At 40.6% G+C, this 18,606-nt stretch carries 17 protein-coding genes; 4 read left to right on the forward strand and 13 right to left on the reverse strand.

Annotated elements, in window-relative coordinates; all coding sequences use genetic code 11:
* Positions 1-274 precede the first annotated feature (274 nt).
* The 6 genes from NST20_RS13670 to NST20_RS13695 form a co-directional block, all read right to left on the reverse strand.
* Positions 275-1,600 (reverse strand): 6-phospho-alpha-glucosidase, encoded by a 1,326-nt coding sequence (locus NST20_RS13670; protein WP_328196313.1) that lies wholly within the window; start codon positions 1,598-1,600, stop codon positions 275-277.
* A 22-nt stretch (positions 1,601-1,622) separates the two neighbouring features.
* On the reverse strand, positions 1,623-3,230 hold the full coding sequence (locus NST20_RS13675) for a PTS transporter subunit EIIC (protein WP_342399664.1): 1,608 nt from the start codon (positions 3,228-3,230) through the stop codon (positions 1,623-1,625).
* Between the two features lie 154 nt (positions 3,231-3,384).
* Positions 3,385-4,128, reverse strand: coding sequence for a MurR/RpiR family transcriptional regulator (locus NST20_RS13680; protein WP_342399665.1), 744 nt, complete (start codon positions 4,126-4,128; stop codon positions 3,385-3,387).
* A gap of 185 nt (positions 4,129-4,313) precedes the next feature.
* Positions 4,314-4,541: a hypothetical protein gene (locus NST20_RS13685; RefSeq protein WP_342399666.1), complete on the reverse strand. Its 228-nt coding sequence runs from the start codon at positions 4,539-4,541 to the stop codon at positions 4,314-4,316.
* Between the two features lie 366 nt (positions 4,542-4,907).
* Positions 4,908-6,467 (reverse strand): IS5 family transposase, encoded by a 1,560-nt coding sequence (locus tag NST20_RS13690; RefSeq protein WP_342400431.1) that lies wholly within the window; start codon positions 6,465-6,467, stop codon positions 4,908-4,910.
* A 175-nt stretch (positions 6,468-6,642) separates the two neighbouring features.
* Positions 6,643-8,106 carry a transposase gene (locus NST20_RS13695; RefSeq protein WP_342399437.1) on the reverse strand — a complete coding sequence of 488 codons (1,464 nt, stop codon included), beginning with the start codon at positions 8,104-8,106 and terminating at the stop codon, positions 6,643-6,645.
* A 657-nt stretch (positions 8,107-8,763) separates the two neighbouring features.
* On the opposite strand from NST20_RS13695, the gene istA reads away from it, so the two are divergent.
* The 4 genes from istA (at position 8,764) to NST20_RS13715 (ending at position 11,594) form a co-directional block, all read left to right on the forward strand.
* Positions 8,764-9,720: an IS21 family transposase gene (istA, locus tag NST20_RS13700; RefSeq protein WP_342399667.1), complete on the forward strand. Its 957-nt coding sequence runs from the start codon at positions 8,764-8,766 to the stop codon at positions 9,718-9,720.
* Positions 9,654-10,343: a hypothetical protein gene (locus NST20_RS13705; RefSeq protein WP_235801733.1), complete on the forward strand. Its 690-nt coding sequence runs from the start codon at positions 9,654-9,656 to the stop codon at positions 10,341-10,343. The genes istA and NST20_RS13705 overlap by 67 nt, the downstream gene beginning before the upstream one ends.
* Positions 10,327-11,097 (forward strand): IS21-like element helper ATPase IstB, encoded by a 771-nt coding sequence (gene istB, locus NST20_RS13710; RefSeq protein ID WP_342399668.1) that lies wholly within the window; start codon positions 10,327-10,329, stop codon positions 11,095-11,097. Before NST20_RS13705 ends, istB begins: the two co-directional genes overlap by 17 nt.
* 254 nt (positions 11,098-11,351) lie before the next feature.
* A complete protein-coding gene (locus tag NST20_RS13715; RefSeq protein WP_237342301.1) occupies positions 11,352-11,594 on the forward strand; it encodes a transposase in 243 nt (80 codons plus the stop codon).
* 209 nt (positions 11,595-11,803) lie between these two features.
* Here NST20_RS13715 and NST20_RS13720 read toward each other — a convergent pair whose 3' ends face one another.
* From NST20_RS13720 to NST20_RS13750, 7 genes are all read right to left on the reverse strand, one after another.
* Positions 11,804-12,001: a hypothetical protein gene (locus NST20_RS13720; protein ID WP_342399669.1), complete on the reverse strand. Its 198-nt coding sequence runs from the start codon at positions 11,999-12,001 to the stop codon at positions 11,804-11,806.
* A gap of 276 nt (positions 12,002-12,277) precedes the next feature.
* A complete protein-coding gene (locus NST20_RS13725) occupies positions 12,278-12,853 on the reverse strand; it encodes a tyrosine-type recombinase/integrase (RefSeq protein ID WP_013860497.1) in 576 nt (191 codons plus the stop codon).
* Between the two features lie 188 nt (positions 12,854-13,041).
* Positions 13,042-15,177, reverse strand: coding sequence for a heavy metal translocating P-type ATPase (locus tag NST20_RS13730; RefSeq protein ID WP_061566753.1), 2,136 nt, complete (start codon positions 15,175-15,177; stop codon positions 13,042-13,044).
* Positions 15,170-15,538 (reverse strand): metalloregulator ArsR/SmtB family transcription factor, encoded by a 369-nt coding sequence (locus tag NST20_RS13735; RefSeq protein WP_013860499.1) that lies wholly within the window; start codon positions 15,536-15,538, stop codon positions 15,170-15,172. Before NST20_RS13735 ends, NST20_RS13730 begins: the two co-directional genes overlap by 8 nt.
* Positions 15,539-16,068: 530 nt before the next feature.
* Positions 16,069-16,245 carry an antitoxin VbhA family protein gene (locus NST20_RS13740; RefSeq protein WP_014097066.1) on the reverse strand — a complete coding sequence of 59 codons (177 nt, stop codon included), beginning with the start codon at positions 16,243-16,245 and terminating at the stop codon, positions 16,069-16,071.
* 666 nt (positions 16,246-16,911) lie between these two features.
* On the reverse strand, positions 16,912-17,736 hold the full coding sequence (locus NST20_RS13745; RefSeq protein WP_342399670.1) for a hypothetical protein: 825 nt from the start codon (positions 17,734-17,736) through the stop codon (positions 16,912-16,914).
* Positions 17,737-17,874: 138 nt separating this feature from the next.
* The gene (locus NST20_RS13750) at positions 17,875-18,597 is read right to left on the reverse strand and encodes a SprT family zinc-dependent metalloprotease (RefSeq protein ID WP_342399671.1); all 723 of its coding nucleotides are present in this window, start codon (positions 18,595-18,597) and stop codon (positions 17,875-17,877) included.
* Positions 18,598-18,606 lie beyond the last annotated feature (9 nt).

Genomic DNA, 18,606 nt, shown 5'->3' on the forward strand with positions numbered 1-18,606 from the left:
CCAACGCCTGCCGTCCCGCTTGACAGCCGCCTTAAATGTATATGTTTCACGCCCCTTTATTCATTCCCGGCAGTATTTTGGTTGCCTCAAGTACCCGGTTCGTTTAAAAGGAGAGGCTTTCGCTGTCCCACAATTGTTTGACAGCGCCTGCCATATAAGCTTATACAACTCATTATTCCATCCCCGGCTGGTATTCCGAATCTGGTTCGTTTTTAAAAGGGCCAGCGATGCTACGATGTTTGGCAGCTGCCTGCCGCATAAACCTGCGCGGCTGTTAGTGCAACTCCGGCCAGTATTCTTTGTTGGCTTCGATTAAATCATCCAGCAATGCTTTTGCGACTTTTGCGCTTGGCACGGTTTTTGAAAGGGTCAGCGCCTGCCACAACTTTTGATAGCTGCCTTCGACATAAGCCTGCACGACCAATTTTTCCACGGTGACCTGCTGGTACATCAGCGCCCGTTCAAATTCCGGGATTCTGCCCTGGCACAGCGGTTCCGGGCCGTCCGTGCCGACAATGCACGGGACTTCCACCATCGCATCATCATCAAAGTTTGCGATTGCGCCGTTATTTTCCACAATCATGACCATTCTTTCATGCGTATTGTAGGCAATCGCACGGGCAAGATCGACGATAAATGTCGCATGGCTGCCGGCAGAAAAAGATTCCTTTTCAGCGGTCCCTTTTTCAACGATTCTTTGAGCAGCGGAGAACACCTCTTTTTCCCTTCCGTCGATGACTTCGTTTGCCCGCGTGTAATGGATATCAGAATGTTCCACCACATAATCCGGGTAAAAGTAATATTTCAAGTACGTATTCGGTAAAAATCTCGGATCGACCGCCAAAAGATCTTTCGCTTTTTTGTGCGTTTCCTGCCAGCTTTGGTCCATATGCTGGGTATCCACCTCAACTTGGGTCAAATAACCATGTTTCGCGACATAATCGCGGATTTCCGGCAAATATTCATGGCCTTCTTTATCTTTAACACTCGTCCACCAGCCGAAATGGTTCAGCCCGAAATAGCGCACATCCAAATCTTTCGGCTGTTTGCCAATGATTTGCGACATTCTCCGCAAAGTCCCGACCGGCATATCGCAAATATTTAATACTTTGGCTTGCGGGCGGAGCATACGGCACGCTTCAGCGACAATGGCGGCCGGGTTGGAGTAGTTCAACATCCAGCATTCCGGGGAATATTTTTCCATGATGTCAATCAGTTCAATCATATCCCCAATGCTGCGCATGCCGTAAGCAATTCCGCCGGGCCCGCATGTTTCCTGCCCGACCACCCCGTGTTTTAACGGGATTTTTTCGTCCAGTTCCCGCATTTTATATTTCCCCGTACGAATATGGGCAAAACAGAAATCGACGTCTGTAAAAGCTTCTTCGGGATCGGTTGTAAAAGTATATTCAATTTCCGGCGCATTTTCCCTTAATACAATCTCTAATGCTTCTCCGATCACGCGCTGCCTTTCTTCATCATTGTCGTACAATTTCAATTTTCGGATCGGAAATTGGTCCAAATGATCCAAGAGCATCGTGACAATCCCCGGTGTATATGTGCTGCCTCCGCCTGCAATGACAACTGAAAATTTTTTCATTTTCTTCATTCCTTCCTGTTTGTTATTCTTCGTTATTCCGGCCTAAATACTGGTCCACCGCTTTCCGCACGCTTGTTACTTGCAATCCGTATACGACATGGACATTATGGTCTTTCTTCATGACGCCGCTTGCGCCGGTCGCATTTTTCAGCACCCCTTCATCCACTAAATCCGGATTTTTAAGCGTCAACCTGAGCCTTGTATAACAATTGGTAACCGTGTCGATATTGCCGGGTCCGCCGAGCGCATTGACAATCACGCTTGCTATGCCGCCATCTTCAACTGCTGCACCGGCTTGTTTTTTGGCGCTTCCTTTTTTCTCGTTGTAGTCTTTTTTGGAATACAGTTTTGTTTCCTGGCCCTCGTCTTCACGGCCGATCGTTTTAAAATTGAATTTTACAATTAAGAACCGGAAGACCACATAGTAGATGGCAAAGAAGACAAGGCCTGTGAGAATATATAACGGCCACCTCGTTCTGCCGACACCGAGCGGCAGGTTGTACAGCAGGAAGTCAATCATGCCGTTCGGGCCGATCGCACGCACGTTCAGGAGATTGAGGACAACCATGCTTAAACCGCTTAACCCGGCATGGACGACGAACAGAAGCGGCGCGACAAACATAAACGAGAACTCAATCGGTTCGGTTACGCCGGCAATCAGCGAAGTCACCGCAGCGGGGATCAAAATGGCTTTCGCTTTTGCCTTGTTTTCCGGTTTTGCGGTGTGGTACATGGCAAGGCATGCGCCGAGTAGGCCGAACATCTTGGATATCCCGCGGGCATCCCAAATGACGCTTTTATCGAGAAGGTACGAACCAGGGTTGGCGAGTTCCGCATAGTAAATATTTCTTGCCCCCTGATAAACATGGCCGCCGATTTCCGCGGTGCCGCCCAAAGACGTATATAAAAATGGCGTATAAACCAGATGATGCAAGCCGGTCGGAATAAGCAATCTTTCCAGGGACCCGTATAAAAACAGCCCGAAATTTCCGCTCTTATGAATCAAAGTCCCGAGTGCATTGATGCCGTCCTGCACAAACGGCCAGATATACGTAAGTGAAACCGATAACAAAATAACGGTTGGGATTAACACGATAAAGACAAACCTTGAACCTCCGTAAATCTGCATGGCGCCTTTAAATTCGGTGTCAATGAATTTGTTATGAATATAAACGGTGACGAGGCCAAGAATAATGCCGAGAAAAACCCCCATATCTAGGATCTGGACGCCTAAAACGAGCGTTTGGCCGCTGCCGCCGCCCGCAAGTGCCTTCCCGTCAACCAGCAGTCCCTTGAGCTGCATAAATTTGTTCATCGCATTGACAAATACGAGGTAACTTAACACTGCTGTAAAAGCCGCAGTCGCTTTTTCTTTTTTTGCTAACCCGAGCGTGATCCCGACGCAGAAGATGAGCCCGAGGTTTCCCAGTATAGGGACAAGGGAACCTGATAAAATGGTGCCAAATCCTGTAAAAACTGGGTTATTTAAAACGGGAACGCTTTCAATTAACTTCTGATTGGTAAAGACATTCCCGAGTGCAATTAAAATACCGGCAATCGGCAAAATCAAAATAGGGATAAACATGGCTTTGGAAAACCGCTGCATGGCATCCATCACTTTTGCCTTCACCTGCTCCACCTCCGAATGTGAACTTGGTTTACATTGAGTAGTTTAGTCCTTTCATTTTAGACTGTCGATAGTTTACGGGCATGAAAAAACGCGTTTCACATATTGAAACACGTTTCACGGATCCAGGCCTATTGGCGGGATACAATGTCCTTTGCTATTTTATCCGTTGAAAATATTCCTTGATAATATATTCAAACAGGATCAAGACATTCGGGAAGAAGAGATTCGGCAGCATATTCCGGTCGTCGAGTTTATACTGGTCTGTTATTTTAAAGTTCAAATCGGACAACCCGGCCACTGTGTTTTCTGTTTCTTTTGTAAAAGAGACGGTAAAAATCCCGTGTTCCTTTGCCAAAAATAGTTTGTCGATCACTTGTTTCGTTTCCCCCGATTTTGAAATGACAATCAGCGCCCCGACATCATCAAGGTTATTTTCAAACACCCCGATCGAATCCGTCCCCGTCGCAAAAATTGCCTTTTTCCCCAGCACCAGCAGTTTTTTGTACATATACTCCGCGATAATGGAGGAAAAACCGGTAGCATAGATGAAAATGAATTTCTCATTTAAATGCAGTACATTTTCGATAAATTGTCCGATACTTTCTTTTGAATTGTACTGTAAAGCCGGCTGCCCCTGTTCAAATGCTGACGGGCCGTCCTGTTCAAGCTCCACTTTTTTAATGAGCGGCAGCAGCTGGTAGTACATGTCCACGAATCCTTTATACCCCAGCTTTTTCGATAACCGGATCACGGTCGCGGGAGAGGTATAGTTTTCCCTTGCAATCTCCCGCACTCCCATCTGCAGCACATGATCAATGTTTTCAACAATATACTTTAAAATTTGCTCATCCAATTCAGTCAGTTTTTTCCCTTGGATCATTTTCTGAATATCGGCCATATTTCCCTCACGCCCGTATGTTTATTACTTCTATTATACCCGGTTTGAAAAATGATAGAAAACGGCCGGCCCCGGCGGACTTGGCCCGCTCCAATGCCGCTTTAACGCGGCATTTTCTTTTTATGTAAAAACAGGAGACTGCCATTTTGCAATCTCCTGTCCGGTGGTGCAGGATTTTACTCGCATTAAATAAATTGAATCACCTGCATGAGGACAGGGACAACGACGACAAACAACAATGTGCTCGTCGTGACCACATTCGTCGCGTAATTGACATCCCCGTGTGCTTCTGTGGCCAAAATCGGCAGAACAGCAAGCATCGGGGTTGCTGATTGGACGATTTGCGTTTGCTGCAGCATTGCAGGCAAATGAGTGCCGGAGAAATGGGTGCCCGTTAACATCAAAACAATCAAAACGGCCGGCGATAGCACAAACCTTCTAAAAGCGAAATCGTATCCCGGTCAAACCGGATGCTGGAAAGGCCGGCGTTATACAGCACAATTCCAATATAAACAAGGGACAACGGGGTTACGATACTGCCCACATACGTTAAAGTGGAATCGATGAAACCGGGAATTGGAATATTGAGAAGCAGGAAAATAAGCCCTGCGATAAACCCCGGTAATGGAGGCGGAAGAACTTCTTCCAGTTGATTTTGTTTTTGCCCCCTCTTGATTTATCCTTTGTCGGATCATCATTGGAAATCAAAAATACGCCGAAAGCCCATGTTGAGACCGTATTAATGATATAGTAGGGCTTGCTGAACGAATCAAATTTGGTTAGATACAAGCCAAATTCCGATTATCAAAATATAAAATAGTGTTGTGTAAAAATTTCAAAAAAAGAACCCTGAGCTTGCGCTCCAGATTCAGTATGAGGAATTGAAGGGCTACTACTGTTTCGCTGGTCTCCTGAAGGCGTGCTCGAATAAGGCCCAGCCCATACTTGCGCTTGCCTTCGCCAAATTTGCCTTCAACGGCATTACGTTCAGAGGCATCCTGCCTTGCGACGCGTTCCAAGGTTTTGTCTTCCGTTCTGGATGGGCGTCCTAACCTTGGCCCACTCAGACGAATGCCAAGAGATTTGCAGTATGCCAGATTATTACGGTTTCGGTAAATTTTATCTGCCAAGATCGCTTCCGGATAAAATCCGAACCGGTTGTAGTAGTTTTCAACAGATTCCTTGAGAGTGGTCCCTTCATTGTAATTTTCCCAGTCGAGGTGCTCAATCAAGGCATAACCATCTACGACACTGATGGCGACTTTTGAACCGAACTCCACGTTCGCTTTTGCCTTGCCGCGCACAATTGGACGGACATGTGGCTGGGAAATGCTTACAATCCGGTGGTCAACCCGGTGTGTTTTCTTTTTGTACATTTCTGCCTGTTGGCGGTAAAGTTCATGAATCACGAGAAGTTGCCTGTATTCATCTTTGCTTAAAAGAGACAGAGAGCTTTGGGAAACAAGATTTTTAATGATCTCCAGATCTCGTTTCACATATCCGAGCTGTTTGCCTACAGCTTTCCGGATTTTCCGGGCGCCAGCTTTACGTTGCTTAGCGACAGAAAGATAGTCCTTGCGGGCTCTTTTTCTGTAGGTCCGTGGCTTACGTAATTTCCCTTTGTGTGGTTCATGCAGGACATCAATGATATGTTCCAATTTCTCACGGGCTTCGTTCAACAACCCGAGGTCTGTAGGGTAAGCAATATCAGCCGGTGCACAGGTTGCGTCCAAAATGAGCTTTCCTCTGTTCTTCGTTTTGGGAGAAGCCGATTCAGTTGAATGCTTTTCTGAATCGGAACCGGAAGGCTGAAGATCGCCACGATCATGATCATGATCATTACGATCTTCATCATCATGATCGTCATCGTCGTGATCCTGATCATCATTGTTGTCGTTTTCCTTAGATGCTTCTTCCAATTGGCGTTTTTGTTCTTCCAGAACGATCCATTCATTCAGTTCGTTGATGATATTTGCGCCCAAACGTTTTCTAAAACGAGTCATCAGAGAATGGTCGAATGGGGCTTTTTCCTGGAATTCAGGCAAGCCGATAAAATACTGAAGATACGGGTTTTCTGTGATCTGTTCGACTGTTTCCCGGTCAGACAGCCCAAGCCGTTCTTTGATATAAAGAGCCCCAAGAGCGATTCTGACAGAATAAGCCTTTTCGCCTTTGAATTTCTTCTTGAAGGACTTGGCATACTTTTCTTCGGCCATCCACCAAGGAATCATTTCAGCAAGACGGACCCAGCGATTTTCTTTATTTAATTTCCCACCGAATGGTAGAGAGCCTCTGCCAAAATAAAAATATACCCTTGAGCGAGGCTCTGGAAAATTAATTATCCCGATTTTTTTGCCTTTTCATCCAGATTTTCAATTCAATAGAAGTAAAACGGTCATTTTCCTTCAAAAAAAGGGCATACGTATCCCGCCTTCACAAAATGGGTTTTTTTCACTACCCTTTGTGGAAAGGAAACGCTCATTTTACTTATTCACATATCCACCTGTGAATAACTTAATTTGCTCTTTGCAGCCGATTGCGTGTCCATCCACAATTGGCCTTTCCTGTCTGATGGTACGCCATATTTGCCATGATGTGCATAGATATCATGCATCGATCTACATGAGCTTCAACTGCCTGTTTCCCACGCTTGTGAACACGACGGAGACTGTATCCGTCTTTTAAAATGCCAAAGATTCTTTCGATGATCGTCCTGGCACTATATAACACTTCAAATGTGCGACCATGTTGAGGCAACTCGACATCTACTTGAGGCGTTTGATCAAAGTCCATCCTAAATACTCTTCCTTGTGCTGCCCCATTACAACATTCCGCGTGATTCGCTAGCGGGCAGGTGAGACCTTCTTGCTTGGCATTTGGATGAAATACAGGACAAGTGTAAATATATTGCCCCTTTTCCCGATCAGATCCTCTAAGTTCCATTTTATGCCCACTGATACAGATGGGAGTGCCGTACCGGTTGATTTTTTCAATCCCTCGGGCGGTAGTTGGTTTATCTTTACGGTTCCGTGGATTGATCGGTGCCACCAATTTCGCCTGTAATACATCCTTTGTCACTTTTTGATTTTCCGGCGTTTGGTAGATTCCATCTGCCAGGATAAAGCTCAACTGCTCAGCCATCTCGGGGTGCTCTGTCTTAAACGTTTCCAATGTCGGTTCTAATGTTTTCCCATCGGGTGTATTTCCTTTAAATACTTCCCGCGTCAAAGGCAAACCGGATCTCACCCCGCATACCATTGATAATTTATGCGCAATATAGGAGACTGCATTACTTTTACGCATTACCCCTACATTGTCGTCCGTAAGGACTCTGGGGCAATCGCAATTACCCTCACAAGAACACGTCTTCCTTGTTTTATTCAAGGTTGCTTCTGCCTCTATATGCGATGTATCCACGGCGGCTGCTTCCTCATTCGTTTCAACCACGCCTTCCCCTTTATTATATTCAACAACCAATAGCCGGGCTTTTTCCCAAAGACCATTTGTTGTCATGATTTGATCAAAACGAGCAAAGGAACGGTAGCTCGGAATTTTCTCCGTAAATCCACACATGGTGGCAAATAGCGGGTTTGATTTCACTTGCAAATAGACACTCTCCACCATCACTTCAATATACTGTAAAGAGGCCAGTTCAAAAGCACGAAAAAAGGGCATGAAAGGATGCGGTTTTCTCCCAGTGGAAGGGAGATGAAATAATGAAGACGCAGACTTGTCTTCTTCCTCCGTTATTGAAAATAGTGCCGGTTGTATTTCATTAGAAGGATCATGTGCTCTTTCATTTTTTAGGTGCAAATATAAAAGGGTGTAGTATTCTCGTTCAATCGGCTTAAAAATCTCCCATGGGAAACACATGGCTGGAATGACAAATGGTATATCGGCATAGTCTTGCCAATTGTGGGGAATCAAATTTTGTTGTATTGAAAAGTCTCTGGTTTGTGTTAGAATAGAAATAGTCATGAAATCACTCCCTGGATATTTGATCGTACTTATATCTTAGCAAAGGAGTGGCTTTCATGGCTCTTTTTTTTCAAAAAAAATCATCCTTTTCCGTTTTACAATATTTACCACAGGAATGAGTAGCCTAATCTATTGAAACCCGCCCAAAACCGACAAAAGTGGAAAAATTTAGACACTTATAACAAATAAATTTACCCCATTAAAATCAAAAACTCACATTTTCTTTTTACATTTGTCATAATGTTCCTACAAACGTCTTTTTTCTTTAGTGGAATAAATCAACGACCTTTAATTGTCTGACTGCTTACAGTTTCAGGGGATATAGCATTTTGGCAAGGGCTCAGAAAAAAATCATCTACAAAAGTTAATTGATGTTCGGTCTTTTTGTACATCGTAACAGCCTCCAAGTGCAAGGTTTTTTACGTGTTTCCTTTGAAATCCTTACACTTGTGAATGCTAAACTAAAGTAGACCATTCCTGATAGATAAAAATGAACACTTTTACTGAGATATGGGGGCAGGTATTTTGCATTTGATAGGTGTTGCCCCGGGGAGGGGCAACACCTATCAAATACATCGACGCTATTCCCCTGATAATAATTCCCTCGATACGATATAATAATATAGTTTGATTTATATTGTTATGGAGGAAGTAAAGGTGGACAAATGGGAAATGTACATGAAGATCAAGCAATTAAAAGAACAAGGATTTAAGATAAGAAGAATAGCCAGAAAGCTTGGTATATCAAGAACCACAGTATATAAATATCTGGAAAGGTCTCCGGAAGAAATGGCTTTGTGGGAGGCCTCAACAAAGACTCGAACTAAGAAGCTCGATGCTTATGAAATGATTATTCATACTTGGCTGAGTGAAAACCCAGATGTGTCTTCGGCACAGATCCATGATTGGTTGATGGAGCACTACCCTAAACTAATTGTTGGGGAAAGTACGGTACGTAGTTATGTCAAAGAACTTCGTGAAAAATATGCCATACCAAAAGAGACACATCAACGGGTTTATCAAGCGATACCTGACCCGCCAATGGGGCAACAAGCTCAGGTAGACTTCGGGAAAACCAATCAGAAAACGCCTCAAGGTAAATGTGTAAAATTGTATTTTATAAGCTTTGTGTTATCGCATTCTAGATATAAGTATGTTGAATGGCTGGACAGGCCTTTTACGACAAAAGATATGATTCGCATGCATGAGCACGCTTTCCAATACTTTGGAGGGATGACCGATGAACTGGTATATGATCAGGATGCCCTGCTCATGGTAAACGAGAATGCGGGAGATTTAATTCTGACAAAGGAATTTCAGTCTTATCGGGAAGCGAGAAAATTGAAGGTCTATTTCTGCAGAAAAGCTGACCCGGAAAGCAAAGGGCGAATTGAGAATGTCGTTGGTTATGTGAAGGGCAATTTCGCCAAACACCGCATCTTTCAAAATATTGATCAATGGAATGAAAGCTGCATATCCTGGCTGGAGAGGACTGGGAACCGAAAAGTGCATAATACAACAAAAAAAGGCCAGTTGAAGTGTTTACATTGGAAAAGCAACACCTCAAACCGGTTATCAAAGAAATTACTACTACAAGTATTAATTCTAGTATAACAAGAACAGTGCGTAAGGACAATACGATCGTCTATCAATCCAATCGCTATTCGGTTCCTCTCGGAACCTATCAAAAAGATAAAGATGTCTATATTGAAATAACAGCTGAGAATCGTCTGGTAATACGTGAACAAACAGATGGGCCAGTTATTGCCAACCATATCATTTCATTCGAGAGAGGAAAACTTATACAAGATAGGCAGCACACACGAGATCGTACTAAAGGGATAGCTGCGTATATTTCCACTGTATCTTCGTATTTTACAGATGAAGAAAGGGCTAAAGCTTTTCTGGAAGAAATTCATCACAGATATCCACGTTATGTTCGGGATCAGCTGGGAATCGTTTTAAAGATGTCTAAAGCTTCTGATCAAAGAACTAGGGATGAAGCATTGTGCGAATGCATCAAACGTGGGATATACAGTGCGAGTGAATATAGTGACGTACTGGCATTCATTCAGCGACAGCAGCAACAAAAAGAGGAATTTAAACGGGCAGAAGAGGAGATTAAGGCATTGCATGGCATAGAACCTTCACTTCTGGATACACAGCCGGAGAACCGGGAATTAGCACAATATTTGGATGTGTTGAAAGGAGCAACAAAGTATGACACAGTCACTTGAACAACTTCAGCAGCAGCTTCGAACATTGCGATTATCAGAGACGGCAAATCATTTGCCATCTCTGATTCAAGAAGCTGAATCACAAGATTGGACATACCGCACTTTTCTGGAACATCTGACTAGCTATGAGTTGGAACGCCGAGATGAGAAATTGATTGAAAAACGATTAAAATGGGCAACGTTTCCGTTTTACAAGACAATAGATGCATTCCAAGTAGACGAGCAACAATCGCTAAGTAGGAGACAGATCAATCAGTTAAAAGAATTCACATGGCTTGATCAGCTTTTTAATTTAATTATTCTGGGACCGCCTGGAGTAGGAAAAACACATTTGGCAACGGGATTAGGGATAGAGGCAATTCATCAGGGCTACAAAGTTTCTTTTATCTCCATGGGGCAGCTTATCCAAACATTGAAGACGGAAGATGTTACCCGAAAATCGCAAACAAGAATGAAGCGCATCCGGGATTCAAACCTGGTCATCATTGATGACTTGATGTTCATGGCCATGGATTCACGGGAGGCAAATTTGTTTTTCCATTTAATTAACGACTTGTATGACAATGCTTCTGTCATTCTAACTTCTAATAAGGGCCCAAATGAATGGGGTGAACTATTGGGGGATCCAGATATTACGACAGCTATTTTGGACAGATTATTACACCGAGCAGAAGTCATCCATTTTGGGAACGATGACAGCTATCGCATGAAACATCGATCATCCATTTTTATGAAAAAAAGTGTTCAAAATTAATTAGCAAAAAGTGTTCAATTTTACTTGACGGCTACAACACTTTATATTCGACAAAAGTAGCCAAAATCCTTGTCAAATCTGGAATTTTTGCTTATTCAGCAAGCCCTATTTACACTTGTCCTGTATTTCATCCAAATGCCAAGCAAGAAGGTCTCACCTGCCCGCTAGCGAATCACGCGGAATGTTGTAATGGGGCAGCACAAGGAAGAGTATTTAGGATAGACTTTGATCAAACGCCTCAAGTAGATGTCGAGTTGCCGCAACATGGGCGCACATTTGAAGTGTTATATAGTGCCAGGACGATCATCGAAAGAATCTTTGGCATTCTAAAAGACGGATACAGTCTCCGTCGTGTTCACAAGCGTGGGAAACAGGCAGTTGAAGCTCATGTAGATCGATGCATGATATCTATGCATATCATGGCAAATATGGCGTACCATCAGACTGGAAAGGCCAATTGTGGATGGACACGCAATCGGCTGCAAAGAGCAAATTAAGTTATTCACAGGTGGATATGTGAATAACTCAAATGAACGTTTTCTTTCCACAAAGGGTAGTGAAAAAAACCATTTTGTGAAGGCGGGATACGTATGCCCTTTTTTTGAAGAAAAATGACCGTTTTACTTCTATTGAATTGAAAATCTGGATGAAAAGGCGAAAAAATCGGGATAATTAATTTTCCAGAGCCTCGCTCAAGGGTATATTTTTATTTTGGCAGAAGCTCATAACGAATAAGCCCATTTTTTTCTGCTTCTACTGCAAAATAACAAGGATATGGAGCAGAATCATCAAGTAACGAGTTTCGAAAATCAGAATAGGTGGTAATCATCCATTCCTTTAGAATACCTTTTTCCATTCCCTCTTTGATTTTTTCTTGATCCAAAAGTGAACTAATTTTAATCATTAAGCTTCCCCCCTTTTTTACCAACCGTGTGTATGGTGATAATAATAAGATAATGCCAATTATTGAAAAATTTATATTATTTTACAATATTTTTTTGTTTTTGACAATTTTTTCAACATTGCAGCCTAATAATGGTGGATGCGCGCAGGAGATGTATGCCTTCGAGACTAGCAAACTGAAATAAGATTTGCGATCAGATTCGTAGAAATAAAAAAGAATAGCTACAAGCTATTCGGAGTAAAATTTTTGGACTGTCATTTTGTACAGTCCGAATTTTTATTTATCCTGAAACACGCTAAAATGTTTCAAGACATTTTGAGTTTCTTCTTCTGTGATCCCGATATAACGGAGAGTAACAGAAGGATGAGAATGGTTCAAAATCTCTTGCAACATGGCAATATCCTTCGTGGCTTTATAAAACCAATAGCCAAATGTTTTTCTGAGCGTATGATTACCAACATGCTCTACTCCGGCAAAATCAGCCGCCTTTTTCAGCTGGCGATAAGCCTGTGTCGGTGTAATCGGCCGGTTTCCTTTCCTGGATGGAAAGAGCCACTCACTGTCTAATCCAGCTGCGTATTCATACACTTCCTCAAAACAATGGCCAATATAAATATCGCGGATTTTTTGGGTTTTTCCTTCTTTTACTCGTAAAACCTTCTCTTTTTTGTTTTTCAGCCTCAGAATCGCTTCAGTTTTGATTTTAAGCAGGTCTCCAACCCGTAGGCCTGTTTCACACCCTAACACAAATAAAATGTAATCTCGGGGCAAACAGTGGCGTTTTAACGCCCATTTCATATCGTCTAATTGCTGCTGACTACGGATTGGCTGCACATTTTTTGGTGTCGTCATCTTTTCTCCTTCCCTTTAAAAATCAACGATTTGAATGTACGATTTTGTAGGATGTCTCAATCCTATCGAAGAAAAAGGGAAAAGACAAGAGAATAAGCGAAAATGAATGTATGTTTTTATACAAATTCATACATTGAACGAAATAAAAAGACCACCTTAGGTAAGATGGTCTTTTTCCTTGTTATTCATCATTCTTTAACCTTCAATAACCTTAAACTGTTTAGCGTTACAAGTAATGTTGCTCCCATATCGGAAAATATCGCTATCCAAAGCGTTAACCAACCGGGGATTACTAACAACAATGCTACTAATTTAATTGCTAAAGAGAATGTAATGTTTTGTTTGATGATAGATAAAGCCTTACGACTTAATTTGATGGTATATGGCAATTTACTTAAATCATCAGACATTAACGCAATATCAGCTGTTTCTAATGCTGTATCGGTTCCAGCTCCTCCCATCGCAACACCAACAGTTGAAGCTGCAAGAGCAGGTGCATCGTTCACACCATCACCGACCATTGCGACACCTTGATTTTTCCCTCGAAGTTCTTTAATGAAATTTAATTTATCTTCTGGTAGCAAATCGGCCTTAATATCAGAAACACCTACTTCTTTTCCGACGACTTCTGCTGTTCTTTTGTTATCACCTGTAAGCATAACAGTTTTTTCAATTCCAATTTGATGAAGTTTACGGATCACGGATTTCGATGATTCTCTTATTTCATCAGCAACAGCAATAAACGAAAGAATTTCTTTTTCCGTTCCTAACACTATCACCGTTTTCCCTTGTGTTTGCATCTTTTCAATTTTTTGTTTTTTATCGTTTTCGATACTACCGTGCAATTCTTCAAAAAGAGTTGGACTTCCTACATAATACATTTCATTATTTACTTTCGCTTTTACGCCTTTACCTGTAATGGATTGAAACTCTTCAACCGAAACTCCATTAATATTCAATCCATTTTCTTCTGCTTTTCTTATAATGGCTGTACCAAGTGGATGCTGGGAACCCTTTTCGATGGCAGCTGTAATCGTCATCAACTCATTTTCATTTCCACCAAATGTCACAATATCTGTAACCGCTGGAATACCTTTTGTAAGTGTACCTGTTTTATCAAAAGCAATAACCTTTAAGTGACCTGCTTCTTCTAAATGAATCCCACCTTTAATTAAAACACCGTTTCTTGCCGCATTTCCTATGGCAGTAACTACTGCAACTGGAGTTGAAACAACTAAGGCACAAGGGCAACCAACCACTAATACAGCTAATCCTTCATATATCCAGTAACTCCAATCTCCTCCGAATAATAACGGTGGAATAATCGCAATTAATGTAGCCAAAATGATGATAGCTGGTGTGTAATATTTTGCAAATTTATCAACAAATGCTTGAGAAGGTGCTTTCTCTGCTTGAGCTTCTTCTACTAAATGAATAATTTTCGATAATGTGTTATCTTCAACCCGTTTGGTTACTTTTACTTCTAATAATCCTTCTTCATTTAATGTGCCAGCATAGACCTCATCATCAATGGTTTTGGTTACTGGAACACTTTCTCCAGTGATAGCAGCCTCATTTAATGTGGATGTACCCTTTATAACTATTCCGTCCATCGCTAATTTTTGCCCAGGCTTGACGATCATAATATCACCGATTTGAATATCCTCCACGTGAACCATTATTTCTTCATTTTCACGGCGAATTAACGCTTCTTTTGGAGCGATATCCATCAACATTCCAATCGATTGACGAGCTTTATCCATTGAATAACGCTCTAAGGCTTCGCTAATGGCGAAAAGGATCACAACGGTTGCTCCTTCACCCCATTGTCCAATCAACGCGGCTCCTATTATGGCGATCGTCATGAGCGTATCCATATCGAATTTAAATTTACTTAAATTTCTAAGGCCTTCAATAAATAAGGAATATCCACCTATTAAAATCGATGCAGCATATCCAATCGTAGGGATAATATTATTTTCACCAAATTGCCTTCCTAGAAACCAACTAATAATGAGCAATGCAGCCGAAATATAAACCTTAATATTTTCTTTTTCCTTCCAAAAAGGCTTATACTCTATCCTTTGTTCTTTTTCATCCTGAATCTTTAAATTCTCAAAGGCCCCTGCTTTTTCTAATTCTTCAATCGTTGTTTCACCATAAACTGTAATTTTGGATGCTCCAAAATTTACTTTTGCGTCCTTTACACCTTCTAAATTTTTCACGTTATTTTCAAATTTGGCTGCACAATTTGTACAAGATAATCCTTGAACGCGATAGGTTTTCATTTCTTGTTCAGATGGTAAGGTTTGTTGATTAGACATTCACTTTCACTTCTTTCTTATGGGCTAAAGCAATCGTGATTAATTGTTTAATATGTTCATCTTCCAGTGAATAAAATGCCATTTTTCCTTCTTTTCGATATTTCACTATTCCTTGTTTATGAAGAGTCCGTAAATGATGAGAAGCTGTTGCGACAGAAGAACCAATAATGTTGGCAACATCACACACACACAATTCGTCATCCTGACAAAGTGAAAAAACGATTTTTGTTCTGTTTTCATCTGCAATGGCTTTAAATAATAGGGCAACACTACTTATATCGTGTTTAGCTAATTCGCCTTGTATTCGATTCACTTTTTCTTCGTCATAACAATAAATTTCGCAAGTGTCTTTGGTGCTCATTAATGTCACCTCTTTATATTCAAATGTTCATTTGAATATATTGTACCCCTTTCCTTTTGATAGTCAAACATTTATTTGAATGATAGGGATGTTTCATTCTGTTAAAAAGTTTCGGAACAGTATATAGTGATGAGATTACGGGGATATATTAGTGGACTAAATGTGGGACAAGCGTGGACTATTTGTGGGATTTTAGTGGGCTAAACGTGGGATTTTAATGGGATATTTGTGGGCGAATCGTCTTTTTTTGTACCCATCGTTTTATCAGGCACTGCCTGATCCCACACCTTCGGTGGGGGCAAAAATTCCTTATGCTCTTGCATTTTTCTACCACGATAAAATAGTAGATATTTCAGAATATTTTTATTGATTTCGTGATACAATTGTAATCGTGTATAATACGGATACGATCTTCAAGGGGGATCGGTTTTAGGCAGAATAATCCACCCGTGGCCTATAAACTCAAGGGTGGATTATTTTTTTTGGTTAAAAGACAGTATTGAAACAGAGGCCAAGGGCAGCATACCGATTCACTGTTTCCCTGCCAACCTAACTGCTTCACGTTTAAACTGTTCAAAAGAAATCTCTCCTGCTGCTTTTGCAATGACTAGATCCTCAATTTCTTTTGTTACTTTTAAGCCTTCGATTTCAAGTGAAGCTTTTACAGACGAAAATTTCTTTTGTAATGTCTCCTTTGAATATTTCATGAATCTTCGCTCCTTTCTACCCATTGAGCAAGAATCAACAATTTCTGTAATAGTAGCAGATTCCCAAAACTCGACGGCAAAATTATAGATTTGGATTCCATATTTTACATTTACTTCCACGTGTATGGATTTTAGCTATCAAATCGCTGCACTTTCGTAATTTGGGATAATATCTATTGTTATTGTCGCTACAGCATTAGTACAAACGGTTGTAGAAATCAATCAAACTCCAGGACAAGAGCCTGGCCAGGAGATACCAATGGATCATTCTCAACATCATCAATAAATTAGATAATATAAAACAAAGAGAACTATATTCACCGATTTTTACTGAAAATTTATATAGGGCTTGCTGAATAAGCAAAAATTCCAGATTTGACAAGGATTTTGGCTACTTTTGTCGAATATAAAGTGTAAGGATTTCAAAGGAAACACGTAAAAAACCTTGCTGTTTATTGCAAAATTAAAGTGCAGAGATGTGCAAAATTTCTATGCAAATGGTTATGCAGAGGGGCTTTACATGGAGGGGTAGCCATGATAACCTGTTTGGGTTTGCCAAATCTGTTACAGCTGGCCGCTTGGCAAAAGAATCATGGCTGCAGAGGCTCCATGTCAAGCCCTTAATAGCGAGAATTCAGATTGAATTTTTATGCGGTATAAACGAATTTATATACTGCAATACTCTGCACTTTTTTCTTGCAAAAAACACTTACTCTTAAATCCTCCTGTAATTATGGAAGGGAAGAGCTCGTTTGCATCTAACTTTTTATACAAATCAGATAATCTTATATCCTCAGTTCTTAGTTTAAAAATTCTCCCATCAGAAAGCCGTTTAAATGATGAAAGAGAACCATGTAAATGGTGAAGCCGTATTCTTCTATAATCAAAATCATTTAAAGTCTGCTGTGGATCAAAGTTAAACTTATCATGACCATCTGGAGTTTTACCACGTTTAACATGAAAATCTGTAAATTCATCAGTTCCAACAGTTCTTAGTAAAATAGTTTCTAATAATAAGTCAAAATTCAAAGTAAATAAATCAATTTCATCATTACCTTGAAGCTCTGCTTGTAACCAATTGATGAATCCTGATAGTCTATCACCTATTTGTTCCCAGTGTACATTTCCATCTATAATTTCAACTATTGAAGAAGTATAAGAAATGATTATTTCCTTTATTTTAGTTAGATGACTCTGTAATTCTTCAACGCCAAGGCCTTCCGATTCTAGATATTTTTTACCTTCTTCCTCATTTATTAAAAAATTCACATATCTATCTAGTGCATCATGAACTTGCTCTATACTTGCGATAGCCTCTTCAAAATCAACTTGAATATACTCATCCTTTTGAATTCTTTCCATGTGATGCTGAATAAACTTTTGATGTTCTGAGGTTAATTTATTGTAAAAAGTCTGAGTAATATTTTGTAATGCAAATGCTCTATTTAAACCAACAGATAAGCCATTACCAGTTAAAACAACTTTTTTCAATTAGAACACTCTCCTCATAATGCAATCTAAAAATTCATGATTAAATGACGGAAAAAAGGCAGTTCCATAATTAGTTAATATACATCGGAACTGCCTTCTGTTGTTTTATCTAGTTGTTTTATACCGAGTAGTTCACTTCTATAAGTCTTTAACTACTTCTTCATCCAATATTGCCTTTCTCTTTTCCCAATCGGGCATTAGAGAATACAGCATTTTATAAAAATTGTCGCTATGGTCGTTGTATTTAAAATGAATCAACTCATGCAGTACAACATAATCGATACAGTATTTTGGAGCTTTTATCAACTCAGTGTTTAATAAGATTGTTTTTTTATCTGTTAAAGCTGAGCCCCATCGTGCTTTCATTGAACGCAAATCAATATTAGGCTTTTCGACTCCATATTTTTGAACCAATGGAAACATTTTATCAAGGGATTCATTGAATGTTTTTTGAGCTTTTTCACGATACCATTCATCAATTAGTTTGGCTTTACGATTAACATTTTCTGTATTTGTAACGTAAAGATAGATAAACCCCCGAAAATATTTCACCTTCTCTTCCTCTTCTTGCATGACCCGTAAGCGATATTGCTTTCCTAAATACTTAAAGGTTTCGCCGCTTACATATTCTCTTTCACTATGCCTATATGGCTGAACATCTTTAAATGTCTTGACATTCTTTAATATCCATGCACCCTTCGTTTTTACAAAATCACAAATAAAGTCTAACGGCACTCTGTCATTTGCAGTGACTTCAATCGTCATATCCGGTTTGATATTAAGGTTTACATTTTTTACTTTTTTCCGCTTCACGACGAAGTCAATGATTTTATTGGCGTACTCGATTTGATGCTTTTCCATGCTGTTCCC

Source organism: Weizmannia sp. FSL W8-0676, assembly GCF_038593015.1.
Lineage (GTDB): Bacteria > Bacillota > Bacilli > Bacillales > Bacillaceae_C > Weizmannia > Weizmannia coagulans.

Bases quoted from the DNA above. Each gene is read 5' to 3' on its own strand.
- NST20_RS13670 (WP_328196313.1), bottom strand. From the start codon at position 1,600: ATGAAAAAATTTTCAGTTGTCATTGCAGGCGGAGGCAGCACATATACA.
- NST20_RS13680 (WP_342399665.1), bottom strand. From the start codon at position 4,128: ATGGCCGATATTCAGAAAATGATCCAAGGGAAAAAACTGACTGAATTG.
- NST20_RS13695 (WP_342399437.1), bottom strand. From the start codon at position 8,106: ATGACTATTTCTATTCTAACACAAACCAGAGACTTTTCAATACAACAA.
- istB (WP_342399668.1), top strand. From the start codon at position 10,327: ATGACACAGTCACTTGAACAACTTCAGCAGCAGCTTCGAACATTGCGA.
- NST20_RS13720 (WP_342399669.1), bottom strand. From the start codon at position 12,001: ATGATTAAAATTAGTTCACTTTTGGATCAAGAAAAAATCAAAGAGGGA.
- NST20_RS13725 (WP_013860497.1), bottom strand. From the start codon at position 12,853: ATGACGACACCAAAAAATGTGCAGCCAATCCGTAGTCAGCAGCAATTA.
- NST20_RS13730 (WP_061566753.1), bottom strand. From the start codon at position 15,177: ATGTCTAATCAACAAACCTTACCATCTGAACAAGAAATGAAAACCTAT.
- NST20_RS13735 (WP_013860499.1), bottom strand. From the start codon at position 15,538: ATGAGCACCAAAGACACTTGCGAAATTTATTGTTATGACGAAGAAAAA.
- NST20_RS13740 (WP_014097066.1), bottom strand. From the start codon at position 16,245: ATGAAATATTCAAAGGAGACATTACAAAAGAAATTTTCGTCTGTAAAA.
- NST20_RS13750 (WP_342399671.1), bottom strand. From the start codon at position 18,597: ATGGAAAAGCATCAAATCGAGTACGCCAATAAAATCATTGACTTCGTC.